The organism is Nitrosomonas sp. Is35 (assembly GCF_033063295.1).
In the GTDB taxonomy this organism is placed as follows: domain Bacteria; phylum Pseudomonadota; class Gammaproteobacteria; order Burkholderiales; family Nitrosomonadaceae; genus Nitrosomonas.
The window spans coordinates 1,713,299-1,731,762 of sequence record NZ_JAWJZH010000001.1 but is presented as its reverse complement, the minus strand read 5'-3'; the positions used below and the strand labels follow the sequence as shown (position 1 = coordinate 1,731,762).

The 18,464-nt window shown below is 48.4% G+C and carries 22 protein-coding genes and 1 tRNA gene; 20 read left to right on the top strand and 3 right to left on the bottom strand.

Annotation, left to right across the window (positions count from 1 at the left end):
- The first annotated feature begins 15 nt into the window (after positions 1-15).
- The 15 genes from R2083_RS08045 to R2083_RS07975 all read left to right on the top strand — a co-directional run bounded on the left by R2083_RS08045 (position 16) and on the right by R2083_RS07975 (position 8,333).
- Positions 16-378 carry a hypothetical protein gene (locus tag R2083_RS08045; RefSeq protein ID WP_317538104.1) on the top strand — a complete coding sequence of 121 codons (363 nt, stop codon included), beginning with the start codon at positions 16-18 and terminating at the stop codon, positions 376-378.
- Positions 378-1,214: a hypothetical protein gene (locus tag R2083_RS08040; protein ID WP_317538103.1), complete on the top strand. Its 837-nt coding sequence runs from the start codon at positions 378-380 to the stop codon at positions 1,212-1,214. The genes R2083_RS08045 and R2083_RS08040 overlap by 1 nt, the downstream gene beginning before the upstream one ends.
- A gap of 3 nt (positions 1,215-1,217) precedes the next feature.
- Entirely contained in the window at positions 1,218-1,526 is a 309-nt protein-coding gene (locus R2083_RS08035; RefSeq protein WP_317538102.1) for a hypothetical protein, read from the top strand.
- On the top strand, positions 1,523-1,648 hold the full coding sequence (locus R2083_RS08030; protein ID WP_317538101.1) for a hypothetical protein: 126 nt from the start codon (positions 1,523-1,525) through the stop codon (positions 1,646-1,648). The genes R2083_RS08035 and R2083_RS08030 overlap by 4 nt, the downstream gene beginning before the upstream one ends.
- On the top strand, positions 1,645-1,992 hold the full coding sequence (locus tag R2083_RS08025) for a hypothetical protein (protein WP_317538100.1): 348 nt from the start codon (positions 1,645-1,647) through the stop codon (positions 1,990-1,992). The genes R2083_RS08030 and R2083_RS08025 overlap by 4 nt, the downstream gene beginning before the upstream one ends.
- Positions 1,993-2,159: 167 nt before the next feature.
- Positions 2,160-2,519 (top strand): HNH endonuclease signature motif containing protein, encoded by a 360-nt coding sequence (locus R2083_RS08020; protein WP_317538099.1) that lies wholly within the window; start codon positions 2,160-2,162, stop codon positions 2,517-2,519.
- Positions 2,520-2,521: 2 nt separating this feature from the next.
- Positions 2,522-2,758 carry a hypothetical protein gene (locus R2083_RS08015; protein ID WP_317538098.1) on the top strand — a complete coding sequence of 79 codons (237 nt, stop codon included), beginning with the start codon at positions 2,522-2,524 and terminating at the stop codon, positions 2,756-2,758.
- A gap of 80 nt (positions 2,759-2,838) precedes the next feature.
- Positions 2,839-3,897 carry a hypothetical protein gene (locus R2083_RS08010; protein ID WP_317538097.1) on the top strand — a complete coding sequence of 353 codons (1,059 nt, stop codon included), beginning with the start codon at positions 2,839-2,841 and terminating at the stop codon, positions 3,895-3,897.
- A 1-nt stretch (position 3,898) separates the two neighbouring features.
- Positions 3,899-4,210 carry a hypothetical protein gene (locus tag R2083_RS08005; RefSeq protein ID WP_317538096.1) on the top strand — a complete coding sequence of 104 codons (312 nt, stop codon included), beginning with the start codon at positions 3,899-3,901 and terminating at the stop codon, positions 4,208-4,210.
- 3 nt (positions 4,211-4,213) lie between these two features.
- Positions 4,214-4,975 (top strand): hypothetical protein, encoded by a 762-nt coding sequence (locus tag R2083_RS08000; protein WP_317538095.1) that lies wholly within the window; start codon positions 4,214-4,216, stop codon positions 4,973-4,975.
- 2 nt (positions 4,976-4,977) lie between these two features.
- Positions 4,978-5,292 (top strand): hypothetical protein, encoded by a 315-nt coding sequence (locus R2083_RS07995; RefSeq protein WP_317538094.1) that lies wholly within the window; start codon positions 4,978-4,980, stop codon positions 5,290-5,292.
- A 9-nt stretch (positions 5,293-5,301) separates the two neighbouring features.
- Positions 5,302-5,766 (top strand): hypothetical protein, encoded by a 465-nt coding sequence (locus R2083_RS07990; RefSeq protein ID WP_317538093.1) that lies wholly within the window; start codon positions 5,302-5,304, stop codon positions 5,764-5,766.
- Between the two features lie 4 nt (positions 5,767-5,770).
- Positions 5,771-6,211: a DUF1353 domain-containing protein gene (locus tag R2083_RS07985; protein ID WP_317538092.1), complete on the top strand. Its 441-nt coding sequence runs from the start codon at positions 5,771-5,773 to the stop codon at positions 6,209-6,211.
- A gap of 18 nt (positions 6,212-6,229) precedes the next feature.
- Positions 6,230-7,219, top strand: coding sequence for a hypothetical protein (locus tag R2083_RS07980; protein ID WP_317538091.1), 990 nt, complete (start codon positions 6,230-6,232; stop codon positions 7,217-7,219).
- 1 nt (position 7,220) lies between these two features.
- Positions 7,221-8,333: a hypothetical protein gene (locus R2083_RS07975; RefSeq protein ID WP_317538090.1), complete on the top strand. Its 1,113-nt coding sequence runs from the start codon at positions 7,221-7,223 to the stop codon at positions 8,331-8,333.
- Positions 8,334-8,582: 249 nt separating this feature from the next.
- Here the strand turns inward: R2083_RS07975 and R2083_RS07970 are convergent.
- Positions 8,583-8,658, bottom strand: a tRNA-Lys gene (locus R2083_RS07970).
- 409 nt (positions 8,659-9,067) lie between these two features.
- Between R2083_RS07970 and cysD the strand changes: the two genes are divergently transcribed.
- The 4 genes from cysD (at position 9,068) to galU (ending at position 14,081) form a co-directional block, all read left to right on the top strand.
- Positions 9,068-9,964 carry a sulfate adenylyltransferase subunit CysD gene (cysD, locus tag R2083_RS07965; RefSeq protein ID WP_132426562.1) on the top strand — a complete coding sequence of 299 codons (897 nt, stop codon included), beginning with the start codon at positions 9,068-9,070 and terminating at the stop codon, positions 9,962-9,964.
- Entirely contained in the window at positions 9,964-11,871 is a 1,908-nt protein-coding gene (gene cysN, locus R2083_RS07960) for a sulfate adenylyltransferase subunit CysN (protein WP_317538089.1), read from the top strand. The genes cysD and cysN overlap by 1 nt, the downstream gene beginning before the upstream one ends.
- A 210-nt stretch (positions 11,872-12,081) precedes the next feature.
- Positions 12,082-13,116, top strand: a complete 1,035-nt coding sequence (gene galE, locus R2083_RS07955; RefSeq protein ID WP_317538088.1) for a UDP-glucose 4-epimerase GalE — start codon at positions 12,082-12,084, stop codon at positions 13,114-13,116.
- A gap of 74 nt (positions 13,117-13,190) precedes the next feature.
- Positions 13,191-14,081 carry a UTP--glucose-1-phosphate uridylyltransferase GalU gene (galU, locus tag R2083_RS07950; protein WP_132426571.1) on the top strand — a complete coding sequence of 297 codons (891 nt, stop codon included), beginning with the start codon at positions 13,191-13,193 and terminating at the stop codon, positions 14,079-14,081.
- 153 nt (positions 14,082-14,234) lie between these two features.
- On the opposite strand, the gene R2083_RS07945 is transcribed toward galU, so the two are convergent.
- Complete coding sequence (locus R2083_RS07945) at positions 14,235-15,221, bottom strand: cupredoxin domain-containing protein (protein ID WP_317538087.1); 987 nt, start codon at positions 15,219-15,221, stop codon at positions 14,235-14,237.
- Entirely contained in the window at positions 15,218-16,927 is a 1,710-nt protein-coding gene (locus R2083_RS07940; RefSeq protein ID WP_317538086.1) for a multicopper oxidase domain-containing protein, read from the bottom strand. The genes R2083_RS07945 and R2083_RS07940 overlap by 4 nt, the downstream gene beginning before the upstream one ends.
- A 435-nt stretch (positions 16,928-17,362) precedes the next feature.
- Between R2083_RS07940 and R2083_RS07935 the strand changes: the two genes are divergently transcribed.
- Complete coding sequence (locus R2083_RS07935) at positions 17,363-18,433, top strand: efflux RND transporter periplasmic adaptor subunit (protein ID WP_317538085.1); 1,071 nt, start codon at positions 17,363-17,365, stop codon at positions 18,431-18,433.
- Positions 18,434-18,464 lie beyond the last annotated feature (31 nt).

The following is an 18,464-nucleotide window of genomic DNA, read 5'->3' as shown; positions in this document are numbered from 1 at the left end:
TAAATGGAGTGATATATGCCAAGAGAACGAACAGTAATAGTCGATCAAGACGAAGACATTGTGTGTTACGAACACAATCTTGCGGGTAATTTTGTGCGGGTGTTGGTTGGCTTTGGAAAGGCTATGCCGGATGGTTCTTTTGTGCCATCTGAAAATCAGAATTATGAAAATTTCATAATCCAGAGTCCCGCTTACGAAGATTTGATGGACGCTACAGAAACGAAGCCAGCTGGCGTGTTTCGGAAAGATGATCTGTGGAAATACATTGATATTGTGCGGCAGAAAATAATATCCGAGCGACAAGCCATAGCGGATGAAAAAGCGGCAAAAGAAGCTGCAAGTGAACCTGTACCGGCAAAAACGACTGTTAAAAAATAATGGCGAACCTGCGCATCATCTATAAAAACCTGTTCGACGATTACGACACGCTGACGCAGCTTGTTGGCTCGACTGCTGGCGGGTTTCCGCTGACAAATTTGACCGATGACACAAAGAGTAAAACATGGCGGTCGACCGATCTGCTATCGCCAAAAATAAAAGTGACGTGGGCAAGTGCGCAGACATTGAGCGCAGTTGCCATGGCATTTACAAATTTGATTGCCGGATCCACGTTTCAGATTACTTTATACGACGCAACGACTGGAGGTATTTTGCTGCTGGATACCGGAGCTGTTGATGTTGATTACTCATACGATGCGCCGATTGGGTTTAGCTCAATCGGTTCAGCGAGTTTTGCATACGGAGGCGGAGCGAATGTGGCGGCTTTCTTTGCGTCAACTGCTGGCGTGCGCAGAATGGAGATTGAATTCACCAGCGCAGGCAATCCAGACGGCTACATCGAATTAAGCAGGATTATCGCCGGGGCATATTGGGAGCCTGAAGATAATGCGTCATACGGTGCAAAAATTGGCTTCGTTGACAGCACAATCGGGCAGCGTACATCGGCTGGCGGATTGATCACGGACCGCGGCACGATTCACCGGGAACTGAGTTTTTCGCTTGAAGCGATGAGCTCTACAGACAAAGCATCACTTAACAACATATTCCGCTCAATAGGAAAAAGCCAACCGCTATTCATCAGCCTCACACCAGGTACGTCCAATACCGAGGATGAGTTGTTTTGCCAGCTTTACGGCAAGTTCGACGACGGAATAACGACCGAATTCGCGTTTTATAGCCATTACGCTTCTCAACTCAAGATCGTGGAGATTTGAAAAATGACAGACAACCGCTGCCCACACACCATGCAAATCGGCTCGCAAGAGGCGCGCATATCTGCGCTTGAGAAGAATTACGCTCAACTTGAAACCTCCATGGAAGTGAAGATTAATTCTCTCACTCTGACCGTGCAGAGCAATGCACTGAAAATCATCGAGGAAAAAGCAAATCAGTCCGGATTTATCAAAGGAATCCATGCGACGGCTACGCTTCTCGGGTACTCAATCATCATTATTGGCCTGTTGCTGGCGGGTAAATTCACCGGCGCCATTGAGTCAGCATTGAAGTTTTTCGCGGGGTTCAAATGATCATCAAAATTATCCAAAAAAACTCTGGAAAGAGAAGAGAACTTGATTGCGGCCGCCACTGCCTGGCCGTGATTGATGCAATGAAACGGCAGGAATTACTTTTAGAAGTGAGCAATAAATGATTCCAAACCCATGGGTAATTTTAGCCGCCGTGATTTTCTTGCTTGTTTCTCATGCATGGGCGTTCCATGAAGGCAAGAAGATTGAGGCCAATGCAATCAAAGCGGAACAGCTTGAGGCCACCAATAAGGCGATAGAGCAGGCTGGCGCACAGGCAATTGCTGACAATAAGCTCTCCGCCAAAGAAATTAAGGTGCAGGAAAAAATCAAAATTGAATATCGGTACATAAGGGAAAAAGCAAATGAGAACATCGACAAAAACACTGGTTATGCTGATTGCGGTTTGGATGATGACGGCCTGCGTATCTTCAATTCCGGTGCAGCAGCCGAAGCGCCAAGTTCCTGAAAATCTTCTGGCTGAATGCCAGAACCAGGCATCCGCTCCCGATGGGAAGCTTTCAACGATACTCAGAATAAGTGTGGAGCGTTCCGAGCAATACGCTGAATGCAAGGAAAGGCATAAGTCCCTGTCTGAATTTGTGCGGAATATCAATCACAGCAAGGACAAATAACATGCTGATTAGTAGACCATCAATATTGATAATTTTCTCGCTTATGTTAATCGGTTGCGACACGCCAGCGCACGCTGACAACCATTTAACCGAAACTCGCTACTGCGGCGAGCCTAAACGCACAGCAAGCGGGAAAATTCTTCGCAGCAAAGCGGTTCGTCTTGCGTTCGAGCGGATGTATCCATTACCGCCAGGGTATGACCGCAGCAAATGGCAGGTTGATCATGTAATACCGCTTGCTTCCGGCGGGTGCGATTCCGTTTCAAATATGCAATGGCTGCCTGAATCGATAAAAACCTGCTCGGACGATAGCTGCAAAGACCGCTGGGAGCGTGGCGGCATATATCCAATCAAGAGGTAATTATGGGCACACTCACAATTACCAAAACGCGCGAATGCGCAGACGGTACACACATGACACTGAGCGTTACCGGTGATTTCACGGGCACGATTAATATCTACGCGCCCGATGTAGTCGCGCCTTTTACCGAAGATGAAAAAGAAGCGTTTTTAAAAGGTGTGTTGCGGCTTGCGCGTAAGGGTAGAACTAACGCGCAGCTTAAAAGTGCGTTGACTACAGGCTTAACGGTGACAATATGAGCCATATTCATTCTATTGGGACAAATTACCAAACCGTACCTCATCGGCGCTATAGCGATAGTTCGCCTGGAAGCACGGCTATGACCGTAGATGCGACCGGCGAGGCGGTACATATCACCGGGTATATTCATCTTGAAAACCCGCTTGGCGGCAGCAAAACAATTTCTTCGTCTGGCGGCAAGATCGTTTGGAGAGGTGGCGGCACAATTACAATTGCGGATGCTGGCACGAAGTTCGAGGTTGGGCTGCAAGAAGCCTCGACCACTGCGTCGCCCTCGCAAGGGGATGGTACGTTTGTCGTATCGACGTCATATACTGCCGGAACCGGCGGAATATCAAGCGGCGCATGGAATCAATCTGCCATGTCGACAGGATCAAAGACAATCAATCATGGCGATTTAATTTCCATTGTATTTGCGATGACCACAAGAGCAGGTAGTGATACTGTGTCATTGCAGGTTCAACAGACCGGCTCGTCTGTACCCTCGTTGTTTGGCTCGGTTGTCGCAAACAATACCACTGGAACAATGACGGCATCGACTAGCTTGCCGTTGTGCTACATCATTTTCGATGATGGCACAGTAGGTTATATGGATGGTATTGGCCCGCACTATTCAAATACATCTTACTCTATTAACTTGAACTCCGCGACGGCAGATGAGTACGGAAACTATATTAATGTTCCGTATACGTTTAATGCGCTCGGCATAAAAGTGCTCGTTAATGTGTCTGCAAACTCGTCCGATTTTGAATTGATTCTTTATTCCGATCCATTTGGGACGCCCTCTGCGCAGCGCACACTAACCATAGATGCAACACAAATTGCGCAAACAGGCAACTCAACAAGACTCGGGACTGTTCCGTTCGCTGTGCCGTATCTGGTCAAAGCAAACACACCGATCGCTATCACGGCAAGGCCGACAACAACAAACAGCATGACGCTTTACGGCCATAGTAGCGATGGAATAAAGTCTAATCGTATCATGCCCCCAAACGATTATGTTTACGCTGTAAGGCGAATAAATAATAGCGGCGCCTTTTCTGATTACTCCACTAAGTCTGTAATGGTAACGATATATCTGTACGGCTACTACGTTGAGCAAGGCGTAAACAATGCAACCTATCAACTAGGGATTTAATATGGCTAATGCAAACCCGCCCAAGAAAAATCAGGCTTTTGTAACATATGTCACGCTGCGTGACGCGACTGATAACTTGAGCATGAAAAGCAACCCGACAATTGCCGCCGGGGACTTCAAAATATCCCTTGATGGCGCTTCTTTTGTTAATTTAACAAATCTTCCCACGGTGACGCCATCTGGATCGGTCGGGGTGAAGCTCGATATACCAGCGGCGCAAATGAATGCTGATCAGGTTCTAATAACATGGATTGACCAAAGCAGCCCAAAAGAGTGGGCGGACGGCTCATTAGCGATTAACACGACGGCATAGCAAATGAGCTGGCAACTATATTTAGGTAACGTAACCGCAGGAACAGCCATAAATGGCATCACTGCAACGCTATCTATTAGTGGTATTGCAGGAATTGTATTGTCAGGAAAGATAATTAATTCCAGCGCCTCGGCTTTAAATATTAGCGGTATCAAAGGCGCTGCGATTTTGACAAAAGTTGTTGCTGGGAATACCCAGGCAGTCAATTTCTCTGCGGTGCAGGCGCTGGTAAGAATTGGCAGAACCATCGGCGGGAATGCGGCCAGCGTGATTATCACACCTATCGCCGGACTATCGAGACTGTCTAGGACAATAAATAGCGCGGCAGCCAGCGCATCTATTGCAGGGCAGAAAGGTAGTGTAATTGCTGGACGCACCATTAACGCATCTGCGGCGAACCTGATCACATCAGCTGGCAGTGGAATAGTAATCAAAGGCATCACGATACAGGCTAACATCGCAAGTCTGCAATTATCGCCACAGCTAGGGCAAGCATTGATTGGCAAAACGATCAATGGTACGCCAGATCAGATCGAAATATTAGGCGTTACCGGGTTTGTCAGGTCCGGATCAAACTCAATTGTTAACGGAGCGGTTGCGTCTATATCTGTAACCGCCATGGGAGCGTCAGTCATATTTGATGACTCTATTAAATCATCTGTCCGCATTAAAGCAACACTACCGTCCATCGACATACAAGCATCACTATCTACTAAAAAATTAAAAGCCACATTGGTAAATGTGACCATTAACGCGAGTACGTAAATATGCCAGAAGACCGCCTATATATTCAAACGGACATCAATATCCCGATCGTGTTGAGCGGTGACATAACTGCTGCTGATGTGGTTGATATGTCAGTCACCATGACCATGACAAAAGATCAGTCTATTACCAGCACATTCAAACTCAGCGAAGGGGCGATCAACATTATTGCCGACTCGGTAACTTTGCGCGTCCCTAAAACTGCAATCACGACGCCAGGGGTTTACAACATATTTATTACCGTAACAGACACAGATTCTAAGCTCAGAGGCTTAACACCTAAGCCACTAACTTTAACTTTTTACACCAACCATTAGGAGACGGAGATGGCCGCAGGCGATATCACAATATTTCATCAATTCAAAGCAGACCTTGGCAACAAGCTGCATGACCTTGATTCCGATACCTGGAAGGTAGGGTTTATCACAAGCGCAGTGACACCCGCTGCGGCAGATGCTGCGCCGCATTGGGGTGGAACAGGGACAACCAACTTCTCAACAAGCCAGGTCACTCCCGGTGGTAACTACGCTACCGGTGGACCTGCTTTGACAACGGTTGGGTTTGCAAACTCAGCAGGAACAGTTTCTTGGAAAGCAGACAAGATCAGCATCGCACAGCATGCCAGCAATCCAACAAATGCACGATGGGGAATTTTGTATAACAGCACTGATGCAAATAAGAGAGCGGCGGCCATACTTGATTTCGGGGCCGCTATCGATCTAACAGCAGGGCCGTTTGAATTTCGCTTCAATAGCGTAGACGGCAACGGGACAATCGCAACTTTGGCGTAAAAATATGGGTAAATTTCTGACAGATTTGCAGGTTAAAGAAGTGTCCCGAGGTGGACTGTTTAAGCGTGCACGTTATCAGCTTACCGCTCCGTTGATTTATCAATCCAACACGGTTGGCGAGATTATCGTTAGTGAGAAACAGACTACGGATTTTGATTCAACGCCTAGAGTGCCTTTTTTCTATTGGCTGCTTGGTGACCGTGGAAAAGCAGCAGCCGTGCTGCATGATTATTTGTATACGCCTCCTCATAAGTGTTTTTCGAGTGCCTGCTCTATGGTCGACCGCGCAACGGCAGACAAAGTGCTTCGCGGCGCAACGTATGAATGCCTACGCATCGACGAACCGGAATCCGTGCTCGACAGCATTATCAATATAGCCTGCCTTGGTATTGCCTGGGCTATATGGGCTGGTGTGAGACTTGGTGGTTGGACTCATTGGAAATAGTTAAAACGGAGGGTGAAAATGCCTATTAGCAGTCAACAAAAAAAAGCAGCCACAAGAAAGTTGGTCGTTACGCCGCCGCCAATCAGAGGAAAGGCGCCGGTTGGCGGTGACAATGTTTCTAAAGCTGCGGTTCTAACGCGCATGCTTGAAAATGATGCTATACGCGCAATCAGGGCGCCATCCGGCGATGTGGCCGGGTTCGTTGACAGGGACGGAGGCATAATAAAACAGGCCAGCATTTTATGGGCTGAGTTTCTTGCCCTGACGCCAGCCCAGGTAGCTAACGAATCTGTGGTTTACGTGCGCGATAAACAGTGCACGTTCATCTGGAATTCGCTTGGGTGTCGCTGGTTTAATATTGGTGGCAGGTTGAGTTTCGCCAGCCTGGCAAATGCTATAACGGATATTTCATCTGCTAAATGGTCAAACCAGGAATTTTTTTGTGATGATGTCGTAGGCGGACAACTTAAGCTTAAGCACAATGGAGCAAGGTTTGTACCCGCATCTGGCGGCAGAGCCAGCTTGTTCAGTAAGAACTACGGATCATTAGCTTCCCCGACAAACTCTTCAACACTCAACGCCACTAGCCATATTTTTGATATCGGCTCTCCGTCTTACCCAATCGGTTTATTCGCCACAAACGACAAGCTATTCTTGCGTGGACGGTGGCAGAAAAGAAACGCAGGCGGTACGTGTCAAGCGAAGATCACACTAGGTACATCAGGGGTTATAACCACGGATGCTGCAATCTGGGAAGCTACGATACCCAACAACGCAAACAATCATACTGGATTCGATTGTTATGCGGATATATCCGCCGCAACTGTTTTTACAACAAACACCACGGCATTTCAGGCTGGAACTGGCGGGGCTTCGCAGCTGACTGACAAAACCAACACGTTTAATACTGCAGCGGCAATGGTACTAACTGCTGGTGTTAACGCATTAAACGCATCCGATCGGCTAGACCTACTATCACTATCGTTAGATTGGCAGGCAGGAGTATAAAATGGCTACAGATTACAGTTTTTTATTTCCAAAGAAATTTTCCCCAAACGCGAATTTGCTATTCGCGACAAGATTTTCCGGCATAGAACTTGGCGCACCCAACCGATTTACTTCTGCCGATGCCTGGGTGCCACTAGAAGGGACAGATACGCTAACCAGATTTAGCGTATCCGATCTTGCGGCACTACCTTTGGCTGTGAGGCCGGTCGGCGGCGTGAGTACGAATCCTGGCGGATACGCTGTCTACGCTATAGGACGGGCCACTAACCCGTCCGGTGATTTTCCAACCGCTGATCAGGCCGGATTCGACAACAACTTTGGTGCGTCAATTTCTCCGCAAACAATCGAGGGATTGTCGCTAAATGCACTCAACCTTCGAGTAAAAAATACAGGCACTGCCGCGGGGTTTCAGACGCAAATCTGGCATCACCTGAACAGAGACCTGACTTTAGCAACCGGCGATTTGTTCGAATTATGCTATGAGTTCGTTCTAACACTGCCCGATTTCAGCACTCTAACTGATGCAAGCAGTAAGGTCGTAACTCTTTGGGATATAAAGTCGAGAGGGACTGGAGCGGGCCAGGGCGATCAAAGGGACGTTTTCGGGATAACCAGATCAATCGACGGCTATGACGAGTATGGCGCGCCATCCGGGACTATTGGATGGTACTGTCAAAGCGACTCAAAGGGAAATACCGAGGTAGCCCCTGATGAGTTTTATTACAGATACAAAAATTTCTCAGTGAGCGTGCCAATAAACGAGCCTTTTAAGCTGAGAATATACCGTAAGCGCGCGGCTACTTTTTCTGACTTGGATTCTGGCAGGCTTAGGATAGAAATTAAAAAGGTAGATGGATCAGAAGCCGTTCTGTTCGATTGTACGCCCGGGTATGCTGCAGCATGGAATGCGCTGTTTCCAAACTGGTCGTCTGTTAGTCAGCTAACTCAGCCAGCGATGAACGTCTCTAAAGGTAAGTTTGGCAGATGGGTGCAGGCTATGTATCTGCCTGGAGTTTATTTCGGCGGCAAGGCCAACCAAGATGTGACGACCAAGACCGCTGCGTTTAATTTGTGGGACGGTTATCCTGAAATACTTCCTGAACCGGCTGTTTAATTTCTGCACATACCCGCTTCGGCGGGTTTTTAATTTGGTGGAATTGCACCTAATTAACTGATGTTAATTTTTTCGACCACGAATGAGGCGTGAAAAATTAACATTTCCATCTTTGCTTTAATCAAATCGGCGCAAGCAATGCGCCAAAAAACCGCATTTCCGTCAAGTAAAAAATCCGCAAAGTAACCCCGGTGTAACCCCGGAAAAAATAAAGGGGTTAAGCATTTCTGCTAACCCCTTGTTTTTGTTTGGTAGGTCGTGGCAGATTCGAACTGCCGACCAACGGATTAAAAGTCCGCTGCTCTACCGGCTGAGCTAACGACCCAAAGCGCGGCATTATACCTGAATCAATTGCCGATATAAATGGCTTTCTTAGATTGAGCGCTCATTTTTGTCATAAGAAGTGAATATAATGTTTTGTTGACTGACAATATTGCGAGTATCGGATAAAATATTCACATAGGTTGAGGTTGGCAAAGTTAGGTAAAAAATTTACAGTAAATCGCATTAAAAACTCGACGTTGTAAATAATATTCCCTGAGCTATAAATCAAAATCCACATCCCGTTTGGGATTTATTCTGTCTAGGATTAACGGACGTTTTTGGCGTGCTAATCACTATTCTGCGGCAGTAAATGACTACAAAAAAAGTAATCATTTCGTATTAAATGCATCCAAAGCAATTTAATATAACGCTATACCGGCTGTGTTTACCAATAAAGGAAACAATTAATAATGCTGACTCATTTACAGCGCCTTGAAGCTGAGAGTATTCAGATCATGCGGGAGGTGGTTGCGGAATGCGAACACCCGGTGATGCTCTATTCCATTGGAAAAGATAGTGCAGTGATGCTGCATCTTGCGGTGAAAGCGTTTTATCCTTCAAAACCGCCATTTCCGTTGCTGCATGTCGATACCACGTGGAAATTCAGGGAAATGATTGAATTTCGTGATGTTATGGCGAAAAAGCTTGGACTCGAGTTGATCGTTCACATCAATCCGCAGGGCGTGGAAAAGAATATCAATCCGTTCACGCACGGTTCGGCGATTCATACGGATATCTGGAAAACTGAAGGATTGAAGCAGGCGCTGGATAAATATGGTTTTGATGTGGCATTTGGCGGTGCGCGCCGCGATGAAGAAAAATCCCGCGCCAAGGAGCGCATTTTCTCCATTCGCTCCGCGCAGCACCGCTGGGATCCCAAACTGCAACGCCCCGAACTCTGGCGGCTATACAATGCGCGTAAGCATAAAGGCGAAAGTATCCGGGTGTTTCCGCTTTCCAACTGGACAGAACTCGATATATGGCAGTATATCTATCTGAATAATATTCCTATTGTGCCATTGTATTTCGCCAAGGAACGGCCAGTGGTCGAACGCGATGGCACCTTGATCATGGTGGATGACGAGCGTTTACCGATGCGGGAAGGTGAGCAGCCGATGATGAAAAGCGTGCGATTCCGTACATTGGGTTGTTATCCGCTCACCGGTGCGATTGAAAGTGAAGCCAATACGTTGACGGCCATCATTCAGGAAATGCTGCTTACCCGAACATCGGAACGGCAGGGACGGTTGATTGATCACGATTCAACCGGTTCCATGGAGAAAAAGAAGCAGGAGGGCTATTTCTAATGGCGCATGTATCTGATTTGATAGCCGAGGACATCGAGCTATATTTAAAAACACACGAGAACAAAAGCCTGCTTCGTTTTATTACTTGCGGCAGCGTGGATGACGGAAAAAGCACTTTGATCGGGCGTCTGTTGTATGAATCCAAGATGTTGTTTGAAGATCAACTGACTCAATTGGAAGCCGATTCAAAGAAAGTGGGTACGCAAGCCGGAGATTTGGATTTCGCGCTTCTGGTGGACGGACTGACGGCTGAGCGCGAGCAAGGTATTACCATCGATGTCGCGTATCGTTTCTTTTCTACCGACAAGCGCAAGTTTATCGTAGCGGATACGCCGGGGCATGAACAATACACCCGTAACATGATCACCGGCGCTTCGACTGCGGATGTGGCGATTATTCTGATCGACGCACGCAAGGGCGTATTGACGCAAACGCGGCGGCATAGCTATTTGGTGTCATTAATCGGCATCAGGCATGTGGTGCTGGCGATCAATAAGCTCGACATGGTGGGATATTCCGAAGAGGTTTTTAACCGGATCGATCACGACTATCGTGTATTCGCCAAAAAGATCGGATTGCAAAACATTGTCGCCATCCCGATGTCGGCTTTGAAAGGCGATAATATTACCGAGTTGAGCAGGAATACACCGTGGTATAGCGGCGACACCTTGATGAGCTATCTGGAGAATGTACAGGTAGAAGATGCCGCTGAACAATCCGGTGTTTTTCGTATGCCGGTGCAGTGGGTAAATCGCCCCAATCTGGATTTTCGCGGTTACTCCGGCATGGTGGTGCGCGGTAGTGTCAAACTCGGCGATGCCATTTGCGTTCTGCCATCCGGAAGAGAAAGCCGTGTGGCGCGCATCGTCACGCAAGACGGCGATCTGGAAACAGCTATTTCCGGTCAGTCGATTACGCTGACACTGACGGATGAGATCGATATCAGCCGGGGTGATGTTCTGGCGACTACCGATTCACCGCCCGGAGTAGCCAATCAGTTTGAAGCCACGGTGGTTTGGATGACCGATGAGGCGATGTTGCCCGGCAGGCCCTATTTGATGAAAATTGGCACAAAAACAGTAACGGCCAATGTCTCAACGCTGAAACACAAGGTGAATGTTAATACACTCGAGCAGGTTGCCGCGACGAAATTAGAGCTCAATGAAATCGGCGTTTGCAATCTGAGTACGGACCAATTGATCGCATTCGATCCCTATAGCGAAGATCGCGATACCGGCGGTTTCATCATGATTGACCGGCTAACCAATAATACTGTCGGTGCCGGTATGTTGCATTCGGCCTTGCGTCAACCGCACGATAGTAGCCAGTGGCAAGATTTCCACGTCAATAAGCAGGCGCATGCCGCGCTCAAAGGACAAAAGCCTTTTATCATCTGGTTTACCGGGTTGTCCGGCAGCGGCAAATCGACCATCGCTATGTTGCTCGAGAGAAAGCTGTATTCGCTCGGCAAGCATACTTATTTGCTGGACGGAGACACTATTCGCCATGGCCTGAATAAAGATCTCGGTTTTACCGATGCCGACCGGATTGAAAATGTCCGGCGTACTGCGGAAGTGGCTAAATTGCTGGTTGATGCGGGGCAAATCGTGCTGGTTTCAATGATTTCACCATTTTCCGCCGAACGCGAGATGGCGCGTGAATTGGTAGCGCAGGGTGAATTCTTTGAAGTATTTGTCGACACACCGATTCAGGCGGCGGAAGAGCGGGATCCCAAAGGATTGTATAAAAAAGCGCGTAGCGGCGAACTGAAAGATTTCACCGGACTCGATTCACCTTACGAAGCACCGGAAAACCCCGAAGTCCGCATTGATACGACGGCTCAAACACCCGAGCAGGCGGTCGAGCATATTATCAATTACTTGCTGGACATCGGTGCTCTCGGTTGATGCAAAGATAGTCAACCGTATTGGCAAGAACACAACAGTACGCGTACCGGGATGGCCGGACCGGTGAGATTCCGGTCAATAAGTTGACAAATCAAAGCCCGGCAAGCTTGAATGCATTTCGCTACACGGCAGCCGGAAAATAGCACCTTACGATTCCTGGTGCATTTTTTGGCGCTGCATACCGGTCATTTATAGTCGAGGTCACACATCATGATTCTTGTTACGGGCGGTGCCGGATATATCGGTTCGCATACTTGCGTGGAATTATTGAATGCAGGGTTTGACATCACTGTTTTCGACAACTTTTGTAACAGCAATCCCGAAGCATTGGCCCGGGTGCAGAAAATTACCGGCAGAAAACCCGCATTAATCACAGGTGATTGCCGTGACCGCGCCGCCTTGGTCAGCGCTTTGCAGAAAAGCAAAGCCAAAGCAGTGATCCACTTTGCCGGACTCAAAGCCGTCGGGGAATCCGTAGAACAGCCGTTTTCCTATTACGATAATAACGTAGGCGGTACATTACGGTTATTGGAGGCGATGCAGGAGTGCGGTGTCAAAACCTTGGTATTCAGTTCCTCCGCCACAGTTTATGGCGATCCGGTGCGGTTACCGCTGACCGAGGATCATCCGCTATCCGCAACGAATCCCTACGGACGCAGTAAGCTGATGATCGAAGAGATTCTGCGCGATGTACAGCACAGCGACGCTTCATTCCGCATTGCCATCTTGCGGTATTTTAATCCGGTCGGTGCGCATGCGAGCGGGTTAATCGGCGAAGATCCACAGGGAATTCCCAATAATTTGATGCCTTTCGTGGCGCAGGTCGCGATAGGGCGAAGGGAAGCACTGAATGTGTGGGGGGACGACTATCCCACACCGGATGGTACCGGCGTGCGCGATTACATTCACGTGGTCGACTTGGCGCTGGGGCATCTGAAGGCGCTGGAAGCGCTTGAAGCCGCGCGCTCCGAGCAAAGTGATCAATATTCCGGTTGTTTGACCGTAAATCTGGGCACTGGGCAAGGTTATAGCGTGCTGGATGTCGTGCGAGCCTACCAGCAAGCGAGCGGGCGGCCTATTCCTTACAAGATCGCCCCCCGGCGTCCCGGTGACATTGCTTCTTGTTACGCGGATCCAAAACGTGCGCTTGAGCTATTGGGCTGGCAAGCAAAGCTTGGACTAGAAGATATGTGTGCAAGCAGCTGGCACTGGCAAAGTATCAACCCCAAGGGCTATCAAAGCTGACTGAAATTTTTGTTTTGGTTTACCGGAATCGCATTAATGCGATAGTGGCGACTTAATATTAAGGAGAACTATAAATGAAAGCGATCAGAAAAGCAGTCTTTCCCGTGGCCGGATTAGGCACGCGTTTTTTGCCAGCAACCAAGGCGAATCCCAAGGAAATGCTGCCTATCGTTGATAAGCCGTTGATCCAATTCGCTGCTGAAGAGGCGGTTGCCGCGGGTATTGATGTTTTGATTTTTATCATCGGGCGTAATAAAAGCTCAATACCCGATCACTTTGATAAAGCGTTTGAATTGGAAGCAAATCTTGAAGCAGGAAGAAAACAGGACATGCTGAACATTGTCCGCAATATTTTGCCGCCGCACGTGGATTGCGTTTATATCCGTCAAGCCGAAGCGCTCGGGCTGGGACACGCTGTTTTGTGCGCGCAATCGGTTGTCGGTGATGAACCTTTTGCGGTATTACTAGCTGATGATTTAATCGATGGCGGTGACCGCAGTTGCCTTAGTCAGATGGTGGATATATACGCGCAGCATCATTGTTCGATTCTGGGAATCGAACAAGTTCCGCCGAATACGGTTAACCGCTACGGCATCATCAGCAGTGCGCCGATTGCCAGTAACTTGTCCAAGGTCAATGCCATTGTTGAGAAGCCGCCGATTGACAAGGCGCCGTCGAATCTCGCGGTGGTTGGCCGCTATATTCTGACACCGCGTATTTTCAAACTGCTGGAAAAAACGGAACGGGGAGCGGGTAACGAGATTCAGCTGACGGATGCCATCGCAAAACTGTTGCAAGACGAAACGGTACTGGGTTATGAATTTGACGGCAAGCGCTTTGATTGCGGCAGCAAATCCGGGTATCTACAGGCAACGGTGGAGCTTGCTTTGCAGCACCCCGAGCTTAAACAGGAATTCGAAGCCTATTTAAGCGATTTGGTGAGAAAATTTCCCCAAACCAATTAATGCGCTGACCGCATCTCCTCGCGTTAAGTCCAGGTTGCTGCAGGCTGCTGCTCAATTCAGTAGCGGCAATCACAAAGAAACCGGCCGGATAAATCCACAACTGGATGTATTCGGCCGGTTTTTTATTAATGAATTGATCGATTGCTGCTGAACTTAATCAGCTTTCTTTGTGCGAAACGGGATTTTCTTAAACAGTGGAATGCACAGTAGCCCGATCAGTGCGCCAATCAGCATCATGCCATAGTTCTGAAAATTATTATTCGTGAACGACGTAATTTGCCGCACCATTGCGCTTTGTTCGGCTTTATCAGAGACTTTGGGCAGATTTTCCGCTTCGTAAGTATCGTTGATGTTATAGGGCGTTACACCGGGAATACTCGGTATGTTTTCGGCTCCTTTTCCAACAACTAATTGCGCTTTCATGCCTTTTTCCATGTGATGGGAAATGTCGCAATGGACGAGAAACGTATCGTCCGATCCAGGTACGATGATGGTGCCGGAGACCGTTTTGGGCCCGGTTACTTCCAGGTGGAACATGCCATATTTATACAGATACTTGGGTAATCCGTGCATCATGAACTGGTGGCGGATATTATCTTCGTTGACAAAGTGCCAAGTGACTTTGGAGCAAGGTTTGACATGCCATTGCTGTTGATCGAATGCAAAAGCGGTACCGGGAAATTTAGCAGAATACTTTCTGCCGGCGCGCACGGTAATTTCAACTTCCTCGGAAATGCTTTTACAGCTGCTGGGCAGTTTGTCGAGGTTTTGCCCCATGATCATGGTACCTTCGTGATCCATAATATGGTCATGATCCATGTGGTGGTGATGGTGCCCATCGCCGTGTTCCGCAGATTGCGCGCTGGTGTCATGTGCGCTGTGATCAATATGTTGTTCTGCGCTAATGTCATGCGCACCACTATGATCATGTGCAGCACTTTGGTCATGTGAACTGTGATCATGGCCGCTATGATCCTCGGTCTGCTGTTTCTCAGCCGCTGCCGGAGCTAGATTCACGCCATGACCGCTATGACCGGAGTGATCATGTTCAGCACCGTTTGTTTTTTGCTGAGCAATGGCATTCGAGCTGATCGCGAGAATTCCAGTCAGTAAGAAAGTAATGGTTGTCGTCTTTATCATTTTTGGTTACTCCCTTTGGCCCCTTTCAGGCGAGAAACTGCCGCAATAGCACTTTGTTTGATTTGCTCCCGTTTGGCGAAAATCAGATAAATTACCAGTCCTATCAACAGACCGATCACACCATTCAATAATGAGGTCTGTGTTTGTGCGCTGAGACTGGTTTGCCCGCTGGGTGAGCCTAGACTGGACCATTCATCCAGATCCTGCCAGACTGGAATTCTTCTTTCGTAATATTCCTTGGTAAAGAATTTATTGAGATCAATGCCGAAGTGACTAACCTGCGGCAAACCGCTGTCATTCAGGTAGGATTTGTACACAATTGAACTCATACTGCCGCCTTCGGCCATGCCATTGGTGGTAATCCCTTTTTCCCGGTGATCATGAATCAACCAATCGCCTTCGCCGTAACTGTGTTTCCCATCGTTGACGGTTTCCAGTTTCAGGTCAAGGCGTTGCGCCGGCGCCATGTCGAATACGTCGCGCATGATCTGAGCAACCGGATTATGTTCTACGCCGTCATAATGCGTGATCGTGGCATGATGGCCGTGCGTATGAACGGCGATCAGTTCGCCGCCACTGTTGAGCAGACGCAATTTTATTTTTTGATCGGGTTCAACGATGATCAGTGATTCTCTTAATGTATAAGGAAATGACAAACCGTTCAAGGTGTAATAATCCTCGGTTGCATCGGTGATGTCATAGCGTTGATTCATGTCGCGCGCGATGAGTCGCGGATCGTTGTATTTCTGTGTGATTTCACTGAGTTCTTTATCCATCGCGTGGTAGTGAAGATCGTATTCCTGATCGTAATTTTCACGCACGGCAACAGAGGAATGGCGGACATGACCTGCGCCGATATTCAACGTCTGCAACCAGTTATTCGGTCTATTTTCTTCAACGACGATCATGCCGGCTAATCCCATTGCCAAGTGGGTATGCGTTTGCACGTGGCAATGATAAAACATGGTGCCGGGCTGACGCGCCTGAAATTCATAGATGCGCCGTTCGCCCGGCATCAATTCTTTTTCGCTGGTTTGCGGCACGCCGTCGTTGCCGCCATGATCTTTATGCGAGAAGGGGTGATCGACACCGTGCAAATGGATGCTATGAGGAAAGTAGTGCGTGTTTTCCAGTACGATTTGAACGATATCGCCCACTTCAACCCGAATCACGGGTGAGGGAAGTCTTAACAGCGGATTCGCTCTGACGCTTTCAAAATTCTCGGTCGACATGCCGCTGGTTTTCGGTGCAAATACCCAAGCGCCCGGTTGTACGCCCGGAGCAATGTCGAATGTTGGCACCAAGCCGGGAAAATCCGGGGATTTGCCATTCAGCTCCATGATTTCCAGTTTGATGATAATCCGGTCGGGATCACCGTCGCCGTCCAGATCGTCGGTTTTGATGATGGCGTCCGGCGAAAGGCCAGTTTTCATCAAGGTATCCATGGAAACGTGATTGGTCCCTTTGACTGCCGCTGCGATCCAGGCGGGATTGTCCGGACTGCAGCCGGGTGATGCTGCAATTTTTACGCCATCAATTTCCTGAGCTTCCCGCCATGCCGGTGAAATCTTAGGATCGCACATCGGTTCAGCTGTTAACGCGGTCGGATCAACTTTCACTGTTTCTGGCAGCTTCAGCGATGCCTGGACCGCTGCTGACGACAGCAAGGAGAAAATCAATAGGGCAATAACAATACGAATAGGCATATTAACGCACCTTTAAAATTTATCGAGTATTAAAAATAAATATGGCTGATCAGATCAAGCAGTTTTAATACGACCGGTATCAGTTCAATAGCCAGATCTAACGGCTATGACAGAACTGTAGGCACAAACACTTAACTGTGTATTTGCTGGCAGGTAAAATTATGAGGAATATCTTATCTTCATATATGCAATACTTCTACATTATCCGTCAAGCTACCATGAGCGGCTATTATACAGAACCCATTTCTGCTTTTGTGGTTTTTCCATAGTGAATAGATTTTTGAATTTTTAATTTTTGAAGTAATGACTCGAGTGATAATCCCCGGTTTTTTAGCTTTTTTCGGCCACTGCTATCCAAAGTTCCCGCGAATCGCTGGAATCGGCAAGCAGGGCTGCGTCAATTTCTGCGGTTACGTTTTAATGGCTTTGTTGCTGATGGCATGTAGCGGTAACAAACCTGCGCAACCGGCACCCGTTAAAAATCAAGCCATACCGGCCACGATTGTGGCTGTGCAGCCGGTGATGATGCCGGTCAGCCTGGAAACGATCGCGCAAACCGAAGGCGCTAAGGAAATTGAAATCCGTCCGCGTGTAGGCGGTATTTTGCTCAAGCGCTTGTATACCGAAGGAATGCCTGTGGAAGCCGGGCAGCCGTTATTTTTGATTGATCCGGAACCATTTCAGAACGCTTTGGCGGAAGCCAAAGCGGCGTTGCAAGAACAGAATGTGCGGGTATTGCGCGCGAAAAGCGATGAAGACCGGCAACGGCAGTTGTTAGCGGAAAATTTTGTCAGCCAGCGCGCCTATGACTTGGCTACAGCTGACCTGGCGATTGCCGCGGCTGCATTTCAGGCAGCCAAAGTCCGTGTGCAGCAAGCGGAACTCAATCTTTCCTATACTACCGTTAGAGCGCCGGAAAAGGGTGTGACAGGCCGCTCGCAATTGTCCGAAGGCACGCTGGTATCAGCCAATAGCAGCTTGTTGACGACTTTGACGCAATTATCGCCGATCTGGGTGAGATTCAGTTTCGCGGATAATGAGATGGCTCGATTGGGCGGTCACTTAAGCGAAAAAAATGTGCATCGAGTGACAATGATTCTGCCGGATGGATCGGAATATCAGCAGGAAGGAAAAATTAATTTTGCCGCGAGTAAAATCGATCCGCAGCTCAGCACGCAGCAACTGCGCGCAACCTTCGCCAATGAGGATCAGCGTATATTTCCCGGACAATTTGTCCGGATACGGGTCACTGCCGGAGAACCGAGGGCTGTTTTCACGGTGCCGCAGGTGGCCGTGCTGACTTCGGATAGAGGGCGCTTTGTCTATGTGCTGAACGACAGCGATGAAGCCACACAACGTCCTGTTATCGTGGATAACTGGATGGGGAAAGACTGGATTATTCTGGAAGGATTGCAAACCGGTGATCGCGTGGTGGTTGACAATCTCATCAAGCTGATGCCGGGCAAAAAGATCGAGCCGCAAGTGCGGGATCAGTTCCCTTCTTGATGACCGGGGTTGGACTCTATCAATAACTAGC

Excerpts from the sequence above, each read along its gene's own strand:
- cysD (WP_132426562.1), top strand. The coding sequence starts at position 9,068 with ATGCTGACTCATTTACAGCGCCTTGAAGCTGAGAGTATTCAGATCATG.
- R2083_RS07935 (WP_317538085.1), top strand. The coding sequence starts at position 17,363 with ATGGCATGTAGCGGTAACAAACCTGCGCAACCGGCACCCGTTAAAAAT.
- R2083_RS07980 (WP_317538091.1), top strand. The coding sequence starts at position 6,230 with ATGCCTATTAGCAGTCAACAAAAAAAAGCAGCCACAAGAAAGTTGGTC.
- R2083_RS08035 (WP_317538102.1), top strand. The coding sequence starts at position 1,218 with ATGACAGACAACCGCTGCCCACACACCATGCAAATCGGCTCGCAAGAG.
- cysN (WP_317538089.1), top strand. The coding sequence starts at position 9,964 with ATGGCGCATGTATCTGATTTGATAGCCGAGGACATCGAGCTATATTTA.
- R2083_RS08020 (WP_317538099.1), top strand. The coding sequence starts at position 2,160 with ATGCTGATTAGTAGACCATCAATATTGATAATTTTCTCGCTTATGTTA.
- R2083_RS08005 (WP_317538096.1), top strand. The coding sequence starts at position 3,899 with ATGGCTAATGCAAACCCGCCCAAGAAAAATCAGGCTTTTGTAACATAT.
- galU (WP_132426571.1), top strand. The coding sequence starts at position 13,191 with ATGAAAGCGATCAGAAAAGCAGTCTTTCCCGTGGCCGGATTAGGCACG.
- R2083_RS07990 (WP_317538093.1), top strand. The coding sequence starts at position 5,302 with ATGGCCGCAGGCGATATCACAATATTTCATCAATTCAAAGCAGACCTT.
- R2083_RS08040 (WP_317538103.1), top strand. The coding sequence starts at position 378 with ATGGCGAACCTGCGCATCATCTATAAAAACCTGTTCGACGATTACGAC.
- R2083_RS08030 (WP_317538101.1), top strand. The coding sequence starts at position 1,523 with ATGATCATCAAAATTATCCAAAAAAACTCTGGAAAGAGAAGAGAACTT.
- R2083_RS08015 (WP_317538098.1), top strand. The coding sequence starts at position 2,522 with ATGGGCACACTCACAATTACCAAAACGCGCGAATGCGCAGACGGTACA.
- R2083_RS08025 (WP_317538100.1), top strand. The coding sequence starts at position 1,645 with ATGATTCCAAACCCATGGGTAATTTTAGCCGCCGTGATTTTCTTGCTT.
- R2083_RS07995 (WP_317538094.1), top strand. The coding sequence starts at position 4,978 with ATGCCAGAAGACCGCCTATATATTCAAACGGACATCAATATCCCGATC.
- R2083_RS07940 (WP_317538086.1), bottom strand. The coding sequence starts at position 16,927 with ATGCCTATTCGTATTGTTATTGCCCTATTGATTTTCTCCTTGCTGTCG.
- R2083_RS08045 (WP_317538104.1), top strand. The coding sequence starts at position 16 with ATGCCAAGAGAACGAACAGTAATAGTCGATCAAGACGAAGACATTGTG.
- R2083_RS07975 (WP_317538090.1), top strand. The coding sequence starts at position 7,221 with ATGGCTACAGATTACAGTTTTTTATTTCCAAAGAAATTTTCCCCAAAC.
- R2083_RS08010 (WP_317538097.1), top strand. The coding sequence starts at position 2,839 with ATGACCGTAGATGCGACCGGCGAGGCGGTACATATCACCGGGTATATT.
- R2083_RS08000 (WP_317538095.1), top strand. The coding sequence starts at position 4,214 with ATGAGCTGGCAACTATATTTAGGTAACGTAACCGCAGGAACAGCCATA.
- R2083_RS07945 (WP_317538087.1), bottom strand. The coding sequence starts at position 15,221 with ATGATAAAGACGACAACCATTACTTTCTTACTGACTGGAATTCTCGCG.
- R2083_RS07985 (WP_317538092.1), top strand. The coding sequence starts at position 5,771 with ATGGGTAAATTTCTGACAGATTTGCAGGTTAAAGAAGTGTCCCGAGGT.
- galE (WP_317538088.1), top strand. The coding sequence starts at position 12,082 with ATGATTCTTGTTACGGGCGGTGCCGGATATATCGGTTCGCATACTTGC.